The sequence below is a fragment of the Kutzneria chonburiensis genome (assembly GCF_028622115.1).
GTDB classification, from domain to species: domain Bacteria; phylum Actinomycetota; class Actinomycetes; order Mycobacteriales; family Pseudonocardiaceae; genus Kutzneria; species Kutzneria chonburiensis.
Map to the genome: position 1 here is coordinate 9041766 of NZ_CP097263.1, position 15708 is coordinate 9057473.

Sequence of the window (15708 nt, forward strand, 5' to 3'; positions counted from 1 at the left end):
CATGCCGCTGGTGTCCGTGGGGCTGCCGGTCTACAACGGGGTCGAACGCATCGAGGCCGTCGTGCGATCGGTGCTCGGCCAGGACCACGCCGACCTGGAGTTGGTGATCAGCGACAACGCGTCCACCGACGGCACCGAGGAGCTGTGCCGGTCGCTGGCCGCCGAGGACTCGCGTGTGGTCTACCACCGCAATCCGCTGAACGTGGGGCTGCTCAACAACTTCGTCGGGGCACTACGGCTGGCCCGCGGCGAGTTCTTCCGCTGGGTCGGCGACGACGACTGGCTGGCGCCCAACTGCGTGTCCCGCGGCCTTGACGCGTTCTATGACGACCCGCGGCTGATCCTGGTCACCAGCCAGGTCGACTACACCGGGCCCGACGGCGTCACCTCGACGATGCCCTATACCAGTACGGCGTTCCGGTCTTCGGACCCTGTTGTCCGGCTGACCGAGATGCTGCGGCTGCTCAACACCAGCCACCTGATGATCGACCCGCTGTACGGCATGGTGCGGCGGGAGCCGGTGGTGGCCATCGAGCGGCGGAACATGCTGCGCGAGGACGAGGTCTACGCGACCAAGCTGGCGCTGGCCGGGCCGTGGGGGCATGTGCCCGAGGTGTTGGCCAAGCGGCACTGGAAGCACGAGACGCCGGCCATCCTGGCCCGGCGGCTGGACGTGCCGTCCTGGCAGGCCCACTTCGCGACCACCTTGCAGTGCCGGGAAATGGTCCGCTGGGTGCAGGCTTCCGCCGAGCTGTCCGAGGAGCAGCGCCGCCGGGCCGTGCTGGAGATCGGCAAGATGTACGCCCGCCGCCAGCGAATCGTCGCCACCCGCCGCGCCCGCAAACTCGTCCGCATCGCCCGCGACCTGGTACCCCGTTAACCCTCCACGCTAACCCGCCTCCCCCACCCCGGCCAGCCCCCTTCCTTGGGAAGGGGGCTTTCCCACACTCGGAGTGGAGTAATTCCGCGTTGATCATGGGGGGATGTCAGGAAGGGCCCCTTACTGACGTTGAACGTCAGGATCGGTCCCTTGATCTTGGTGGGGTGTCAGGAAGGGGTCCTTCCTGACGTTCAACGCGAGGATCGGTCCCTTGATCTTGGCTAGTCGGCGGCCGGGACCGGTTCCGGGGTCTTGGGGGCCATGGCCGCCTTGAGGGCGGCCCAGCTGCGGTGCTTGACGAACGGGATCTCGAAGATGGCCGCGAAGCCCCGGGCGAAGGCGACCGTCACCGGCACGCAGATGAGCAGCATCACGCCGAACGCGCCGAGCCCGGTGCCGAACAGTGGGCCGACGACGAAGGTGTAGGCCACCACGACGATCGGCGCGTGGGTCAGATACAGGCTGTAGGAGAACGACCCCAGACTGCGCACGGGCCGGGTGTCGAGCAGACGCACCAACGGCTTCGGCTGACGGGTGGCCACGGCGACGAGCAACAGCGCGACCGCCGGGCCGGCGGCGAGGTCGACCCAGATGAAGTTCTTGGTCGTCCAGACGGGGCCGGCGATGGCTATCAACGCGATCACCGGCACCATGGCGGCGAACGACCACCACTGCCAGTGCACGCGCTGCCACTTTGCGCTTGCCTGAACGATTCCGGCGGCCGCCACACCCGCCGCGAACAGGGCGGCGAACTGCGGCGTGAACCGCATCAGAGCGTCCACAACGGACACGTGCGGCGCCAGCAGGCCGATCAGCACCACGATTCCCGTTGTCACGCCCAGCATCACCGTCGCGCCGGCCCGGCGCAGGGCCAGCAGCATGAGCGGGAACACGAAGTACAGCTGGGCCTCGACGGCAATGGACCAGAAAGCGCCGTTCGGGCTGGGTGAGCCGAACACGTCCTGCAACAGGAATCCGTACAGCAGAACGGACTTTCCGGTCGGCACGCCCTCGCCGGGCTGCGGCGCCAGCGTCCAGGCGACGAGGAGGCTGAACAACAGCGCCGGCCAGTACGGCGGCAGGATGCGCCAGGCCCGTCGGCGGGCGAACTTGGCCAGGCTGTCCAGCCGCCAGCCGTTGCGGGCCGGCGACACGGCCAGCGAGAAACCGGACAGCACGATGAACACCACCACGGCAAAGTGCCCGTACAGCAGGAAACCCGTCCAAGCGGGCGCGTGCGTCTCGGGGAAGCCGGGAAACGCCATCAGGTAGCTGTGGTGCAGCACCACGAACAGCGCCGCCAGTCCCCGGATGCCGTCCAGCCCGATCAGCCGCGGGCGGGCAGGTGTGTCCATGCCCCACACATCGCGTCCGCGCCCGCCCGCGTAACCACACCCTGGGAGCAACCGCCGTTAGGCCGAACGGCCCAGTCTGTAACGACAAATCCCAGGTCGTCGATTGTTCGGATGCTGGCGGTCGCCGTGACCGGCGCTCACGGAACGGGGCATGGGCCTATGGAATTCTGGAAGTCCATGTGGGTTCTGATGCGCCGTCGCTACGTCGGCCCGCCGGTCGTGCTACTGGCGGTGCTGGCCGCCGCCGTCACGTTCATCCTGGTGCCGACCCACTACGTGTCACGGTCCTTCATGGTGCTGGCCACCCCGGCCGGCGGTGGCACGCTCTCGCTGGACCCGAGCAAGCCCACCGGCCTGACCAACCCGCTGCTGAACTTCAACGACGGCCTCAAGACCACCACCGGCATCCTGATCCAGGCCATGAACACGCCTCAGGAACTGGCCGACCTCGGCGCCGGGCCGCACAGCTCGACCACGGTCGTGATCAACGACGGCACCAGCAGTCCCGATCTGCTCAGCAGCAGCCAGAACGGCCCGTTCGTGTACGTGGAGGGCGAAAGCACCACGCCCGAGGCGGCCAGCGAGGTCGTGAAGAAGGCTCAGGACAAGCTCCGCTCCGAGCTCATCGACCGGCAGAAGGCGCTGAACGCGCCGCCCATCACCTACCTGTCGATGGTCGACGTGATCTCGCCGACCACGCCCGTCACCAAGATGACGCTGAAACTTCAGCTCACCGGTGTGGCCCTGCTCGCGGTGCTCCTGCTCGGTCTCGGCGGCGCGTACGCCCGTGACCGGATGCGGGAGTCGCGCAAGATGCGGGCGCCGGACACGGTGGCCGAGCTCACTCGCTCTCCCGGCGAGCTCGACCCGCCGACCGTGCGGATCGCCCGGGCCAAGGACAAAGCGGTGCTGACCGTGCGCGGCACGCTGACCGACGGTCCCGACGTTCCACATGAGACGGTGTAGCCGCACATGGACTTCTGGCAGACGCTGCTCGTCCTGTTCCGGCGCTGGTACGTGGCCGTGCCGGCGTTCCTGGTCGCGGTCGGCGCCGCGGCCGGGATATACATGACGATCCCCGTCACGTACACCTCCACCGCCGTGCTGGTGCTCGACCAGCCGCTGGCCGGCGGCAGCCTGCCGGCGCTGCCGACCGACAAGGGCACCGTCACCAATCCTTTGCTCAACTTCGACCAGGGCCTGAACAACGCCGCCGCCATCGTCATCCAGGCGTTGAACACGCCGGAGGTCGCGCTGGCTCTCGGTGCGTCGCCGACCGGTGACCCGTCGTACAAGGTGACCAACGGCAGCACCAACCAGCAGGAGCAGATCGTCGCCGGGCCGTTCGTGTTCGTGGAGGGCGACAGCCGCAATGCCCAGGCGGCGCAGGACATCGCCAAGCGCTGCGTCGAGCGGGTCAAGCAGGAGCTGGCCAGCCGGCAGAAGGCGCTGAACGCGCCGGAGCAGACGTACATCACCGTCGACGTCGCCGTGCAGCCGACGACCCCGGTTGCCCAGCGCGGCAACAAGACCCGGGCCGCTGCCGTGGCCGTCGTGATGGGGGTCGTGGCCGCTCTGTGGGCCGCGTATTCGTTCGAGAGCTACTACCAGGCACGGCGGCGCAAGGGCGGTTCCGCGCTCGAGCAGTCGCTCGTGCCCGCGTCGAGCGGCGCCTGACATGTCCACGGATTTCCTGCCCGGGAAGAAGACGCGGACGATGGCCGACGGGGCCACGCTCGTCTGCATCTTCGTCACCGTGCTGATGCTCATTCCCGCTCGGGCCGTCTTCAAAGGCATTCCGCTGTCGTTGACGCCGGGCAATGTCGCCGCGCTGTTCGCCGGCATCTGCTGGGTCTGCGCCCAGCTCACGTTGACCCTCGGCATGGCCAAAGGGCGAACTCCGGTCCGTACCGGTATTTTCGTCTATGCCATCGCCGTGTTCTTCTCCTACGGCTACGCCAATTTCGGTCCGCTGCCCCAGGACGAGGTCAAGCTGTCCGACCACGCCATCGTGTTGGTCGCCGGCAACTGCGCCGTGGCCTTGATGATGAACGACGGCGTGCGCAGCCTGCTCCGCCTCGACCGGGTGCTGAAGGCCGCTGTCGTCTGCGGCACCGGTGTGGCTCTCGTCGGCTGTTGTCAGTTCATTCTCAAACTCGACCTCACCCAGTACATGGTGTTGCCCGGTTTGCGTTTCACCTCCGACGACGGTTTCGTCGAGACCCGGGAGGCCTTGGCCCGGGTTGCCGGCACCACCGGCCATCCCATCGAGTTCGGCGTGCTGTGCGCCATGTTGCTGCCGCTCGCCGCCCATTTCGCCTTTCAGGCCAAGGGGCGTGGCGAGCCCGTGCTGCGGTGGTGGGTCTGCTGCGGCATCATCGCCGCCGGTCTGATGTTCTCCATCTCCCGCTCCGCCGTGCTCGGCATCGGCGCCGCCGGTCTCGTGCTTTTCCTCGGCTGGCCCGCGAAGCGCCGTTGGTACACCCTGCTCGTCGGCCTCGTTTTCCTCGGCATCATGAAGGTGACCGTGCCGAGCCTGTTGGGCGCGTTGTACAACCTGTTCGCCAACATCGGCAACGACAGCAGCATTTCCCACCGTACCTACGCTTCCGCCGTCGCCGCCAAGCAGATCAGCCTGCATCCCCTGTTCGGGCACGGCCCCGGCACCTGGTACGCCGGCAAGCACGAGGTTTTCGACAACCAGTACATCCTGTCCACCGTCGAGACCGGTTTCGTCGGCGTGGCCGCTTTCGCCAGCATCTTCTTGTGCGCCTTCTATTCCGCGCTACGGGCCCGCTATCTGAGCAAGGACCCCGGCGCCCGCGATCTGGCCTTGACCTTGTGCGCCAGCCTGATCGCACCGTTGATCGGGTCCGCCACCTTCGACCTGACCGCCTTCGCCACCGTCACCGGGTTGACCTTCATCCTCATCGGCGCCACCGGATCACTGCTGCGGACCGCCAAGCAGCTCGCGCCGCACGAGGACCAGTTCGGTGTCCTGTACTGGCTCCGGTACCGCTGGGCGTGGCTGCGTGATGTGCTGGTGCGCCGGCGACGGCACGAGGCAGTGGAAGAGCCCAGCCTCAGTTAGAACGGCGGCGACCAGCCCACCTGATGAGCCGGTGAGTAGCCGGGCGGGGATCTCACCGCCCGGCTACTCACCGGCTCAGATCGGGCCTCAGCCGTGGCAGGCCAGGGGGCCGACCGTGGACGTGACGTTGTAGTTGCCGTCGATGGTGACCAAGCTGTTGTCGGACCACTGGATGGTGCCGCAGTCGGACTCGACCGGCCCGTAGATCCAGGACTTGTCGACCATGCGGTTGCCGCGCACGACAACGGTTCCGCCGGCGCCCTTGACCTGGATCGAGTAGGTGCCGCCGGCGACCAGGTTGTTGGTGACCGAGACGGTGTTGGTCAGGTCGGTGAGGAAGATGGGGGCGGTGATGTCCTTGGCGTCGCGCTGATCCAGGGTGTTGTGGTCGAGCACGAGATTGTGCCCGCCCTGGTAGCTCTGGATGCCGTCGGAATGGTCCCCGGGATTGGAGCACAGGTGCACGTACGAGTCATGGATCTCGATGTCGTTGCCGGAATCCCGGAAACCGTCGCCATGGTTGCGGATGAGCACCCCACGGGCGTAGAAGCTGCCCTCGCCGACACCGGGCTGGGAGTCGCAGCCGGAGGCGGGGCCGACGGTGGAATCGAGAATGGTGTACGAGTAGTCGACATTCTCGTACTCGTCGGTGACGAAACCGTCGATCTGGCTGTTGCGCACGGTCACGTTGTGCGCGGTGATGAGCAGGTTGCCGGGAATGTGCATGCCGTCGAGCACGGCCCCGTCCTGGCTCACGCGATAGGCGTCGCCGGAATTCATGGTGACGGAGGAAAGCTTGGTGCCGGGCGGAACTCCGGTGCACGCGGGCGTGGGGAAGGCGGCGCAGCGGCCGCCGCCGGAACGGCCGGGCGGTGGGGGAGCGGGCTTGGACGAGCTCGCCGGCTTCGACGAAGAAGTGGCGGAGGTCGAGGAACTGGACGACGTCGTGCTGGAAGCAGCCGTGGTGCTGCTGACGGTCGTGTCGCTCGGGGTGGTGCTCACCGGATCGGCCACGGGTGTCGACCCGGTGCAGGCTGTCAGCAACATCGCCGCCACCCCGACAACGGCGATGGGTAAGGCATGTCTCATGGTGATCGCTCCAAAGTGGTCAGCAGCTGCGCCCACGAACCGGCGCCGGCATCGCGCGGGCTGACGACCGAAACCGGTTGCGGCCAGTCGATGGCCAGGTCGGTGTCGTCGTAGCGGACGGCGATGTCCTCGGCGGGGTCGTGCTCGCGGTCGATCCGATAGCAGACGTCGGCCAGGTCGGTCAGCGCCTGGAAGCCGTGCAGCAGGCCCGGCGGAACATATAGCGTCGCGAAGGTCTCGTCGTCGAGCCGGAACGACTCGATTCGCCCGAACGTGGGCGAGGAAGGCCGGGCGTCGACGAGCACGTCGTGCACGGCCCCACGGGCGCAGCGCACGAGCTTGGCCTCACCACGGCCACCGCGGCCGTGCAGGCCGCGAACGGTGCCCTGACGAGACCGGGACTGGCTGTCCTGAAGGAAATCGCCGACACCGTGCTTCTCGCCGATGGCCAGGTCGTAGGTCCGGGTGAACAGGCCCCGGTCGTCCCGGTGCGGCGTGGGCACGAACAGCAGCACGCCCGCGATACCGGCCTCTTCCACACGCATTCCAGGTCCCGTCAACGGGTGCTCGCGTCGGCCGCCCAGTCCACCTCGGCCTTACGGCGCGCGAGGAACTTGTCGACCACGAGCACGGTGAGATAGCACGCGGCGTCCACAAGGGACACCGAACGCCGGGTGATGAGCGAACCGAGGGAGCTCAACCGGAGCCGCCCCTCCGTCGGAGGCCGGCCAAGGGCGGCCAGCTCCCGGTTGCCCTGCCGGACCCGCTTGCGGCGGCGCAGATGGGCCCGCACGGTCCGGGCCGGCCGCACCACGGACTCGGCCGACGGCACGACGACCCGCTCCAGCGGCGTGAACGACCGGTGCACCCAGCCGTCGTCGGAGATGACGTCGGGCAGCGGGAACGCCTTGGCGTGACCGTCCTTGGACAGCACGTACACGCCGACGCCGGCCAGCACGCGGCTCGGCGCAATCAACCGATCGTGTACCCGGTGCACCCGCCGAGCGATGCGGCTGGCGCCGGAAAGGTCCCACCGCGGCACCGGGGCGCAGGCCAGCACGCCGGGCCGTTGCAGGGCGGACACGAGCTCCCGCACGGACTGCGTGCTCAGCTCGATGTCGGCGTCCAGGTACACCCGCGGGAAGTCACGGCAGGTGTCGTCGCCGAGACGCAGGGCATGCGCCTTGCCGCCATAAGGGGTCTCCACCACGCGCACGCCGTACTGCCGGGCCACGGCGGCGGTGTCGTCCGTGCAGGCGTTGGGCACGACGACAACGTCGAACTCGTCCTCGTCGGCGTCCGCGAGAAGCGTGCTCAGGCAGCGCCCGAGCACGGCCTCCTCGTTGTGGGCGGGGATGACAACACTGGTCATGGTGGTTCCACGGTGGTCACCGAAGCGGCGTCAGTCAAGCCGGGGGTCGGCTCAGGTCAGTGCCGCAGCGTACGCCGCCAGCAGCGCCTTGCGGGAGTTCTCCCACGACAGTGGACCGGCCACCCTGGCCCGCCCCAGCTCGCCCATGCGCTTGCGCTCGGCCGGGTCGTCGAGCAGCTTGACCACGAGCCGGGCGAACTCGGACTCGTCGTTGGCCGCGGCGTACACGGCCGCCTCGTCGGCCGACACCCGCGCCTCGACCAGGTCGAAGGACACGATCGGCTTGGCCATCGCCATGTACTCCATGATCTTGTTCATGGTGGACACGTCGTTGAGCGGGTTGAGCGGGTCCGGCGCGAGGCAGACGTCCGCGGCCGACAGGTAGCGCAGCAGGTCGGCGTCGCTGACCCGGCCGGTGAACTCGACGAGGTCGTCGAGGCCGAGCTCGTGGGACAGCGCGACCATCTGGTCGAAGGTGTCGCCGCCGCCCATGAACACCGCATGCCAGTCGGTGCGGCCGAGCTCGTCACGCATGCGGGCCAGCGAGCGCAGCGCATAGTCCACGCCGTCCTGCGGGCCCATCACACCCAAGTAGCACAACAGGTGTGGCTTGCCCTTCTTGAGCTCGTCCTCGGCCGGCACCTCGTGGAAACGCTCGACGGCCGGCGCGCTGCGGACCACGAAAACCTTGTCCGGGCTCATGCCGCCGCGCTTGAGGGCCACCTGCCGGTAGCTCTCGTTGGTCGAGATGACCACGTCGGCCGCGCGGTACGTGGACTGCTCCAGCCGAACCACGCCGCGGTACAGGAAGTCCTCGCCGCGGTCGAACCGCGACAGGTACAGCTCCGGCACCAGGTCGTGCTGGTCGAAGACGAACTTGGCGCCGCCGCGCTTGAGCCAGCGCGCCACCAGGAACAGCAGGTCCGGCGGGTTGCAGGCGTGCACGACGTCGACCGGCCCGATCTTGCGGGCTAATCGGAAGGTGTGCCACACCGCCGCCGAGTACTCGAACAGGTAGCCCTTGGGGCCGCCGGTCGCCGCCTTGAGCGGATACCGGTGGATCTTGACCCCGTCGATCTCGGCGTACGGTTCCCGGTCCTGTTTCGTCCCCTGTGGACAGATGACGTGCACGTCCCAGCCGGCGTCGCGCAGGGCCTTGCTCTCCTGCCACACGCGTCGGTCGAACGGGACGGACAGGTTCTCCACCAGGATGAGTGCTTTACCAGCCAAGGCCCACGTATCCAGGTCGGTCCCGGCGCTGCTCGGCGTCGGGAAGGCGGACGAGATCGACGATCACACGCTCGCCCACAGTGTTGAATTCCTCGGGGTCGAGCGCGGCCAGGACGGCGTCGTCCCGGCACCCGATGACACAGACTTCGGCGTGCGCCATGACATCGGAGACGGAGTTGGACAGCAGCTCGCCCAGATGCGGCAGCCGGCCCTCGATGTACTCGCGGTTGGCCCCCATCAGCCGCGACAGCGTCACGTTCGCGTCGTAGATGCGGAGGTCGTACCCCTTGCCCAGCAGCCGTTCGGCCAGCTCGACCAGCGGGCTCTCCCGCAGGTCGTCGGTGCCCGGCTTGAACGAGAGGCCGAAGAGGCCGATTCGTCTTCGCCCGGTCGCGGCGATGAACTCGAAGGCCCGCTTGAGGTGTTCCTCGTTGGACGGCAGCACGTGCGACAGCAGCGGCACCGAGACATCGGCCCGCCGGGCCGCGTAGACCAGGCCGCGCAGGTCCTTGGGCAGGCACGAGCCGCCGAAGGCGAAGCCGGGGCGCAGATAGGCCGGGCTGACGTTGAGCTTTCGGTCGGCCAGGAACACGTCCATCACCTGGTGCGAGTCCACGTTGAGGGCGCGGGCCACCGAGCCGAGCTCATTGGCGAAGGCGATCTTGAGGCCGTGGAAGGCGTTGTCCGCGTACTTGGTCATCTCGGCCACCGGCACCGGCACCCGGAACACCTCGCCCGGCAGGCCCTCGTACAGCGCGGCCACCACGTCGCCGCTGGCCGGGTCGAACTCGCCGATCACGGTCTTGGGCGGGTCGAAGAAGTCGCGGACACTGGTGCCCTCGCGCAGGAACTCCGGGTTCACCGCGACGCCGAAGTCGACGCCGGCGGTCAGGCCGGAGGACTTCTCCAGTATCGGCAGCAACAGGTCGAGGCAGGTGCCCGGCAGCATGGTGCTGCGGAAGACGATGGTGTGCCGGGTGTTCTTCAGGGCCAGCGCGGCGCCGATCTCCTCGGACACCCGCTCCAGGTAGGTGGTGGCCAGACTGCCGTTGGGCGCCGATGGGGTTCCCACACAGATGAGGGACACGTCGCTGTCGGCGATCGCGTCGGCCACGTCGGTGGTCGCCCGCAACGCGCCGCTGGCAACGACTTCCGCCGTCAGCTCGCCGATACGCTCCTCGACCACCGGGGCCTTGCCCGAGGCGATCAGGTCCACCTTGACCTGGTTGACGTCCACGCCGACCACGCGGTGCCCCTGTCCGGCAAGACATGCCGCCGAGACACACCCCACATAGCCGAGCCCGAACACGCTGATCTTCATCTGCGATGCCTCCATCGCGCTCGAACGTGCGCGCGCCCCTTTGATCGGGGGAGGCTGCCGACCCGTTACCTGTTCAGCTTGCGTAACCCTCGCACCACTCGGCGCAATCCCGGTGCCAGGGCTGAGTTCTTGGCCGTCGCTACCATGTGCTCGCCCAGTTTGCGCAGGGCCAGCCGGCTGGAACTACGGGTGACGATTCCTTGACACACGGTGGATTCGCCGGTCTTGGCCCGGCGCTTGTACTCGTCGTCGCCCCGGCCCAGATCGATCCGCTCGATGCCCAGCGCCGGCGCGGCGATGATGAGTTCGCGCAGCAGCATCCAGCCAGGGGCCAGTTTTCCGTGCTCGGGGGCGTAGACCGGAAACCACCAGTGCAGCACGGAATCCGCGCGGATGCCGAAGTGAGCCGCGATCAGCTGGTCGCCGGCGTGCAGTGTGGACAGTATGCCGCCGAAGGAGCGCTCACGGGTGTGCAGCAGGCGGCGCACCAGATCGAGCCGATCCGGCTCGGCGAAGAAGTCCCTTGCGCCGGTTGCCCGATACTGGTCGCGTTTGAGTTCGACCAGTTGGCCCAACAGGTTCTCGTCGACCACGTCGACCTGGAACTTGACCGGCCCCAGCTCGCGTTCGGCCTTCGAGGTCCGCCGCCGGGCCTGGGACATGTTGTCCCGCCCCGATTTCGTCGCCCGACCGAGGTATCCGTCCAAGCCGCCGCTGACGTCCACGTACGGCGACACCCGCCGTGACCGGATCCACGGCTCGAACTCGCCGAGCCCGTCCACGAGATGGTCGAACTCGAAGGCCTTCACGCCGCCGGAGAGCAAACCCAATGGCGAGAAGGACTCTCCGGCCGGCCCGATCGGCCCCTGGAAGTCGGCGCCGGGCCACCCGACCGGCCGCAGCGTCGATCCCTCAAGGTGACCGGGCAGCAACGCTCGGATCTCGCCGGCCTTGTCCTCGTCCACCGCGACGTGCACGGTGCGTCCGCTCGCGTGCACGGCGGCGGCGAAACCCGGGTGGAAGTACGGACTGTCCAACGCCGGGTTGCCGGCCCGGAACCGGTGCCAGGCCTCAAGTTCGCGCTGCCCCAGCGCGTCGAACGTCAACCAGCGCATCAGCTGGCCAGGGTCTGGATGCGGCGGGACGGCCGGAGCAACGCGGCGACAGAGGCCTTCGCGGTCGGCCGGCCGGCCAATGCCCGAGCGGATTCGCCCAGCACCACGGCCATGTAGTAGGCCAGCGCCGGCATGAAACCGCGGCGGCGGCGGAACAGCCGGACCCGGTTGACCGTCAACAGCGCGGCCAGCATGGGATTCGTGTCGGCGTCGCCGCCGATGTGCTCGACCACCGCGCTCGGCTCGTACCACAGCGACCAGCCGCGATCGGCCGCCCGGAGCGCGAACTCCGTCTCCTCGCTGTAAAGGAGGAAAGACTCGTCCCATGGTCCGGTCTGCAACAGGGCGTTCACGGAGATGAGCATCGCCGCCCCGGTGGCCCACGCCGCCGGCGCCGCCCGCTCGTACTCACGGGGATCGGTGACCAGCTCACCGAGAGTGCCGATACGGCCGGCGCGGGTGCCGCCGATCACCGCTTCGGCCAGCGCTCTACCCACAGTGGGCTTGCGCCGCAAGGAAGGCTGCAGAGTTCCATCCGGATTGACCAACCGCGGCACCGCAATGCCGCGCCCAGGCACTGTGAGTACTTCTTGCAGGGTGGCCAACCCGCCGCGCGACAACCGGCAGTCAGGATTGATGACCAGTACGGAGTCGAGCGTGGCCAGGTCCAGCTCGTTGACGCCGGCGTTGATGCCGGCGGCGTAGCCGGCGTTGCGACCGATTTGGACGGTGCGCACCGGTAGCTCGGTGAACGAGGCGGCCAGCTCGAGGGTGCCGTCGCGGGAGGCGTTGTCGACCACGACAACGTCGGTGAGCTCGACCCCCTCGGCGCCGGCCGGCAGCGAGCGCAGGCAGTCGCCCAGCACGGGCGCGCTGTTGTACGTCACGACCACGATCGCGGTCCGAGCCTTCATGTGCACGTCATCGTGCCCAGCTCAGCCCGTGTTACCGTTGCGGCCCAACGGGTCAACCCCGTAGTCGCTTCACCACACGGGCGGCCTGCCGACGGACGCGCAGGGGCAGCGTCGGCTTCCCGGTGAGCACCTCGTGGGCCCAGGCCGCCTGGACGTCGTGGTGCAGGCTGTTGCGGGCCTGGAGCCAGGAGTCGCCACTGGCGCGGCCACCGTCGCTGGTGTAGACGCGGTGCACGCCGGCCAATCGCAGGCGCCGCAGCACATGCCGGTCGTAGGAGCCGAACGGGATGGCCACCTCGGTGATCGGATCCCCGGTCAGCTTGCCCAGCACCCGGCTGGCGTGGGCGATCTCCTCGACGGCCTGCTCGTCGGTCAGCCGCCGCCAGTCGCGGTGAGCCCAGCCGTGCGAGCCGATCCGCATGCCGGACCCTTGCAACTCGCGGACGTCGGAGCGGTCGAGCCGGCCGGGTTCGCCCAGAAGCCCGGCCAGCACGAAGAAATCCGCCGTCAGTCCGCGTTCCACCAGTCGGGGCAGCGCGATCTCCACATCGGAGGCGTTGCCGTCGTCGAAGGTGATCCGGACGTCGGGCCGGCCCATGGCCGCGTCGAGCACCTGCTCGAACTGCTCGACGCTGACCCAGGTCTTGTCCTCGTCCGGCTCCATCGCCCGTTCCGTCGGCCCGATCCCGTGCACGGTGAGGTTGACCACCGACTGAGACATGACCGTCCCCACCTCCAGCGCGACTGTCCTGGTTCGAGGGGAATATCGGACGTAACGCCTGAATTCGTTACAGGATAGAGGAATACCAGTCGGCTGTCCGGCGTAGCCCCGTCTCCAACGAGGTACGCGGATGCCAGCCCAGCAGTTCACCGGCCGGCCCGATATCGGCCACTTGCGGACGGTCCAGCGGACGGTCCGCGACGGCGCCGTAGCGTGGCTGCTGGTGCGCCCCGATGATCTTCGCCAACAGTTCTATGGTGTCCCTGATGGACAACTGGGTGCCGGACGCGATGTCGAACTCCCGGCCCGGCGCCTGCTCGGACAGCGCGGCGGCCAGGAAGGCGTCGACCACGTCGTCGACGTAGACCCAGTCCACCAGACGGGTGCCGCTGGTCAGCTCCGGCGACTCCCCGCGGAGCAATGCCGTTGTCACATACGGGATCAGCTTGCGCAGATCCTTCTGCCCCGGCCCGTACACCATGCCTATACGCAGCGTCGTCACCGGCACGTCCCACAGTTCGTGGAACATCCGGGCGTAACCGGAGACGGCCCATTTCGCCACGGCGTAGGGGGAACACGCCACCGCGGCCCCGTCTTCCGGCCTCGGCTCCTCCACGGATCCGGCCAGCACCACCCGGCCGGCCGGCGCCGCCGAGGCGACGGCGGTCAGCAGGTTCACCGCGCTGTCCAGATTGCTGGCCAGCGTCGGGCGCACCAGCCGCACCTCGCGGGCGCCGGTGACCTCGCTGGCCAGATGGAACACGACTTCCGGTTCCGCGGCCTCGACCACGGAGCTCACCTTGTCCGCGTCGCACAGATCGGCCACGTGCCAGGTCTCCCCGGCCGACACGTGCTCCTGGACCTGCCGGCTCACCGCGTGCACCACCGCGCCGAGTCCGGTCAGCCGTTTCACCAGATGGGAACCGATGAACCCGGTCGCCCCGGTCACCAGTGCCCTGACCCCCAGCCAGCCGGCCACCTCAGTACGCCCCCTGACCGCTGAAGACCGCACGCACGGTCTTCCACAGGATGATCGCGTCCAGGGCCAGTGACCAGTCCTCGACGTAGCGAAGGTCCAGCCGCAGCGCCTCTTCCCACGGCAGGTCGCTGCGGCCGCTGATCTGCCACAGCCCGGTCAGGCCCGGCTTGACCAGCAGCCGTCGTCCCGCGTCGGAGCCGTACTGCTCGACCTCGTGCGGCAGCGGCGGCCGCGGCCCGACCAGCGACATCGCGCCGGTGAACACGTTGATCAGCTGCGGCAGCTCGTCCAGCGAGTACCGGCGCAGCAGTCGGCCCGGCCCGGTGACGCGCGGGTCCTGGCGCATCTTGAACAGCGGCCCGGCGCCCTGATTGCTGGCCCGCAGCTCGTTGAGCATCGTGTCGGCGTTGACCACCATGGTGCGGAACTTCCACATGGTGAACGGTTTTCCGCCCTGGCCGACCCGCTTCTGCTTGAACAGCACCGGACCGCCGTCGTCGGTCTTGACGATCACCGCGATGGCCAGCAGCACCGGCGCCAGCAGGGTCAGCAGGATCAGCGCGCCCAGCCGGTCGACGCAGTTCTTGATCACCCGCTTGGCGCGGCCGAAAGTGGGCGCCTGCACCCGCAGCAGCGGCAGGCCGACCACGCCGGACACGTGCAGCCGCGGCCCGGCCAGCTCCATCAGCACCGGCGCGACGACCAGCTCCGACTCGGTGTCCTCCAGCTCCCAGGCCAGCCGTTGCAGCTGGCGCGGCGTCCAATATGGATCCGCGGACACCGCGACGACCCGATAGCCACCCGGTTGTGCCCGTTCGGTCAGGTCCCCGAGTGCGCCCACCACCGGCACACCGGCGACCTCCTGCGTGCCGTCGGTGCCGAAGCCGTCCGGCGTGCACACGGCCTCGACCCGCCAGCCGTTGTGCGGTTCCTTGCGGGTACGGGCGATCAGGTCGGCCGCCCACTCCACACTGCCCGCCGCCATCACCGGCAGCAGGCACTCGCCCTTGCCCCGCCGGCTGTGCAGCAGCCGGCGCAGCAGATAGCGGCCGGGGAACGCGATTGCCCCGACCGCCGGTACCACGAAGAACACCCATAACCGCAGATGTGTCAGCTCGAACGCGACGCCGGCCACCGACAGTGTCACCGCGGTCGCGACGAGCGCCTTGCCGAGTCTTCGGAACTCCTCGGCGCCCTGGCCCAGGATCTTGGGGTCCCAGGCCCGGTTGGCCGGCAGCGCGGCAACCACTATGAGTAGAGCGGCCACGCTGACCAGCCGCGGCAGCTGGCCGAGATAGTCGGGCAGCTCGCGTCCGATCAGGACGGTCGCCAGCAGGGTGGCCAGCGCGGTGGCCAGCACGTCGGACATGATCACGGCGGTGCGGTAGCGGCTCTCCCAGACCGCCAGCGGCGACCGGTGGTTGCGGTGCCGGCCATGGAAACGGGTGGACGTGACAGCCAGCAGGTGCGGTTGCTCGTGCGGCAGCAGTGCCATCCTCGGGGTCCCCCTCGGTTGCCCTCTCATCGACATTCCCTTGTGCAGGACCGACTGCGACGACCTCGCGCCGCCTTCGGCGCTACGTCAACTGTGGATGGATCTGGAGAACGAGGTGGACGTCCACGATCCTTCTCGGCTTTGGT

16 protein-coding genes are annotated in these 15708 nt (G+C 68.6%); 5 read left to right on the top strand and 11 right to left on the bottom strand.

From position 1 onward, the window contains the following. Position 1 precedes the first annotated feature (1 nt). Positions 2-880 (top strand): glycosyltransferase family 2 protein, encoded by an 879-nt coding sequence (locus tag M3Q35_RS42065; RefSeq protein ID WP_273938161.1) that lies wholly within the window; start codon positions 2-4, stop codon positions 878-880. 221 nt (positions 881-1101) lie between these two features. On the opposite strand, the gene M3Q35_RS42070 is transcribed toward M3Q35_RS42065, so the two are convergent. Then, entirely contained in the window at positions 1102-2235 is a 1134-nt protein-coding gene (locus M3Q35_RS42070) for an acyltransferase family protein (protein ID WP_273938162.1), read from the bottom strand. Positions 2236-2412: 177 nt separating this feature from the next. Between M3Q35_RS42070 and M3Q35_RS42075 the strand changes: the two genes are divergently transcribed. The 3 genes from M3Q35_RS42075 to M3Q35_RS42085 are packed head-to-tail and all read left to right on the top strand — an operon-like array spanning position 2413 to position 5326. Beyond that, positions 2413-3201 (top strand): hypothetical protein, encoded by a 789-nt coding sequence (locus M3Q35_RS42075; RefSeq protein ID WP_273938163.1) that lies wholly within the window; start codon positions 2413-2415, stop codon positions 3199-3201. Positions 3202-3207: 6 nt separating this feature from the next. Further along, positions 3208-3912, top strand: coding sequence for a YveK family protein (locus M3Q35_RS42080; protein ID WP_273938164.1), 705 nt, complete (start codon positions 3208-3210; stop codon positions 3910-3912). A 1-nt stretch (position 3913) separates the two neighbouring features. Then, positions 3914-5326 carry an O-antigen ligase family protein gene (locus tag M3Q35_RS42085; protein WP_273938165.1) on the top strand — a complete coding sequence of 471 codons (1413 nt, stop codon included), beginning with the start codon at positions 3914-3916 and terminating at the stop codon, positions 5324-5326. A gap of 87 nt (positions 5327-5413) precedes the next feature. On the opposite strand, the gene M3Q35_RS42090 is transcribed toward M3Q35_RS42085, so the two are convergent. Continuing rightward, on the bottom strand, positions 5414-6106 hold the full coding sequence (locus M3Q35_RS42090) for a right-handed parallel beta-helix repeat-containing protein (protein ID WP_273938166.1): 693 nt from the start codon (positions 6104-6106) through the stop codon (positions 5414-5416). A gap of 106 nt (positions 6107-6212) precedes the next feature. Between M3Q35_RS42090 and M3Q35_RS42095 the strand changes: the two genes are divergently transcribed. Further along, entirely contained in the window at positions 6213-6479 is a 267-nt protein-coding gene (locus M3Q35_RS42095) for a hypothetical protein (protein WP_273938167.1), read from the top strand. Here M3Q35_RS42095 and M3Q35_RS42100 read toward each other — a convergent pair. From M3Q35_RS42100 to M3Q35_RS42140, 9 genes are all read right to left on the bottom strand, one after another. Then, entirely contained in the window at positions 6412-6960 is a 549-nt protein-coding gene (locus M3Q35_RS42100; RefSeq protein WP_273938168.1) for a dTDP-4-dehydrorhamnose 3,5-epimerase family protein, read from the bottom strand. The two genes, M3Q35_RS42095 and M3Q35_RS42100, sit on opposite strands and share 68 nt — an antisense overlap. Positions 6961-6971: 11 nt before the next feature. Continuing rightward, on the bottom strand, positions 6972-7787 hold the full coding sequence (locus M3Q35_RS42105; protein WP_273938169.1) for a glycosyltransferase family 2 protein: 816 nt from the start codon (positions 7785-7787) through the stop codon (positions 6972-6974). A gap of 51 nt (positions 7788-7838) precedes the next feature. Then, complete coding sequence (locus tag M3Q35_RS42110; RefSeq protein WP_273938170.1) at positions 7839-9017, bottom strand: glycosyltransferase family 4 protein; 1179 nt, start codon at positions 9015-9017, stop codon at positions 7839-7841. Continuing rightward, complete coding sequence (locus tag M3Q35_RS42115; protein ID WP_273938171.1) at positions 9007-10338, bottom strand: nucleotide sugar dehydrogenase; 1332 nt, start codon at positions 10336-10338, stop codon at positions 9007-9009. The genes M3Q35_RS42110 and M3Q35_RS42115 overlap by 11 nt, the downstream gene beginning before the upstream one ends. Positions 10339-10403: 65 nt before the next feature. Then, positions 10404-11453: a GNAT family N-acetyltransferase gene (locus M3Q35_RS42120; RefSeq protein ID WP_273938172.1), complete on the bottom strand. Its 1050-nt coding sequence runs from the start codon at positions 11451-11453 to the stop codon at positions 10404-10406. Then, on the bottom strand, positions 11453-12367 hold the full coding sequence (locus M3Q35_RS42125; RefSeq protein ID WP_273938173.1) for a glycosyltransferase family 2 protein: 915 nt from the start codon (positions 12365-12367) through the stop codon (positions 11453-11455). The genes M3Q35_RS42120 and M3Q35_RS42125 overlap by 1 nt, the downstream gene beginning before the upstream one ends. Positions 12368-12419: 52 nt before the next feature. After that, entirely contained in the window at positions 12420-13088 is a 669-nt protein-coding gene (locus tag M3Q35_RS42130; protein WP_273938174.1) for a polysaccharide deacetylase family protein, read from the bottom strand. A 67-nt stretch (positions 13089-13155) separates the two neighbouring features. Beyond that, positions 13156-14067 carry an NAD-dependent epimerase/dehydratase family protein gene (locus M3Q35_RS42135; protein ID WP_273938175.1) on the bottom strand — a complete coding sequence of 304 codons (912 nt, stop codon included), beginning with the start codon at positions 14065-14067 and terminating at the stop codon, positions 13156-13158. Between the two features lies 1 nt (position 14068). Further along, positions 14069-15562, bottom strand: a complete 1494-nt coding sequence (locus M3Q35_RS42140; protein WP_273938176.1) for a sugar transferase — start codon at positions 15560-15562, stop codon at positions 14069-14071. Positions 15563-15708: the final 146 nt, after the last annotated feature.

What these genes read in the sequence shown, in the direction of transcription:
- M3Q35_RS42065 (WP_273938161.1), top strand. Translation starts at nt 2, where the DNA reads ATGCCGCTGGTGTCCGTGGGGCTGCCGGTCTACAACGGGGTCGAACGC.
- M3Q35_RS42070 (WP_273938162.1), bottom strand. Translation starts at nt 2,235, where the DNA reads ATGGACACACCTGCCCGCCCGCGGCTGATCGGGCTGGACGGCATCCGG.
- M3Q35_RS42075 (WP_273938163.1), top strand. Translation starts at nt 2,413, where the DNA reads ATGTGGGTTCTGATGCGCCGTCGCTACGTCGGCCCGCCGGTCGTGCTA.
- M3Q35_RS42080 (WP_273938164.1), top strand. Translation starts at nt 3,208, where the DNA reads ATGGACTTCTGGCAGACGCTGCTCGTCCTGTTCCGGCGCTGGTACGTG.
- M3Q35_RS42085 (WP_273938165.1), top strand. Translation starts at nt 3,914, where the DNA reads ATGTCCACGGATTTCCTGCCCGGGAAGAAGACGCGGACGATGGCCGAC.
- M3Q35_RS42090 (WP_273938166.1), bottom strand. Translation starts at nt 6,106, where the DNA reads ATGAATTCCGGCGACGCCTATCGCGTGAGCCAGGACGGGGCCGTGCTC.
- M3Q35_RS42100 (WP_273938168.1), bottom strand. Translation starts at nt 6,960, where the DNA reads ATGCGTGTGGAAGAGGCCGGTATCGCGGGCGTGCTGCTGTTCGTGCCC.
- M3Q35_RS42105 (WP_273938169.1), bottom strand. Translation starts at nt 7,787, where the DNA reads ATGACCAGTGTTGTCATCCCCGCCCACAACGAGGAGGCCGTGCTCGGG.
- M3Q35_RS42115 (WP_273938171.1), bottom strand. Translation starts at nt 10,338, where the DNA reads ATGAAGATCAGCGTGTTCGGGCTCGGCTATGTGGGGTGTGTCTCGGCG.
- M3Q35_RS42120 (WP_273938172.1), bottom strand. Translation starts at nt 11,453, where the DNA reads ATGCGCTGGTTGACGTTCGACGCGCTGGGGCAGCGCGAACTTGAGGCC.
- M3Q35_RS42125 (WP_273938173.1), bottom strand. Translation starts at nt 12,367, where the DNA reads ATGAAGGCTCGGACCGCGATCGTGGTCGTGACGTACAACAGCGCGCCC.
- M3Q35_RS42130 (WP_273938174.1), bottom strand. Translation starts at nt 13,088, where the DNA reads ATGTCTCAGTCGGTGGTCAACCTCACCGTGCACGGGATCGGGCCGACG.
- M3Q35_RS42140 (WP_273938176.1), bottom strand. Translation starts at nt 15,562, where the DNA reads ATGGCACTGCTGCCGCACGAGCAACCGCACCTGCTGGCTGTCACGTCC.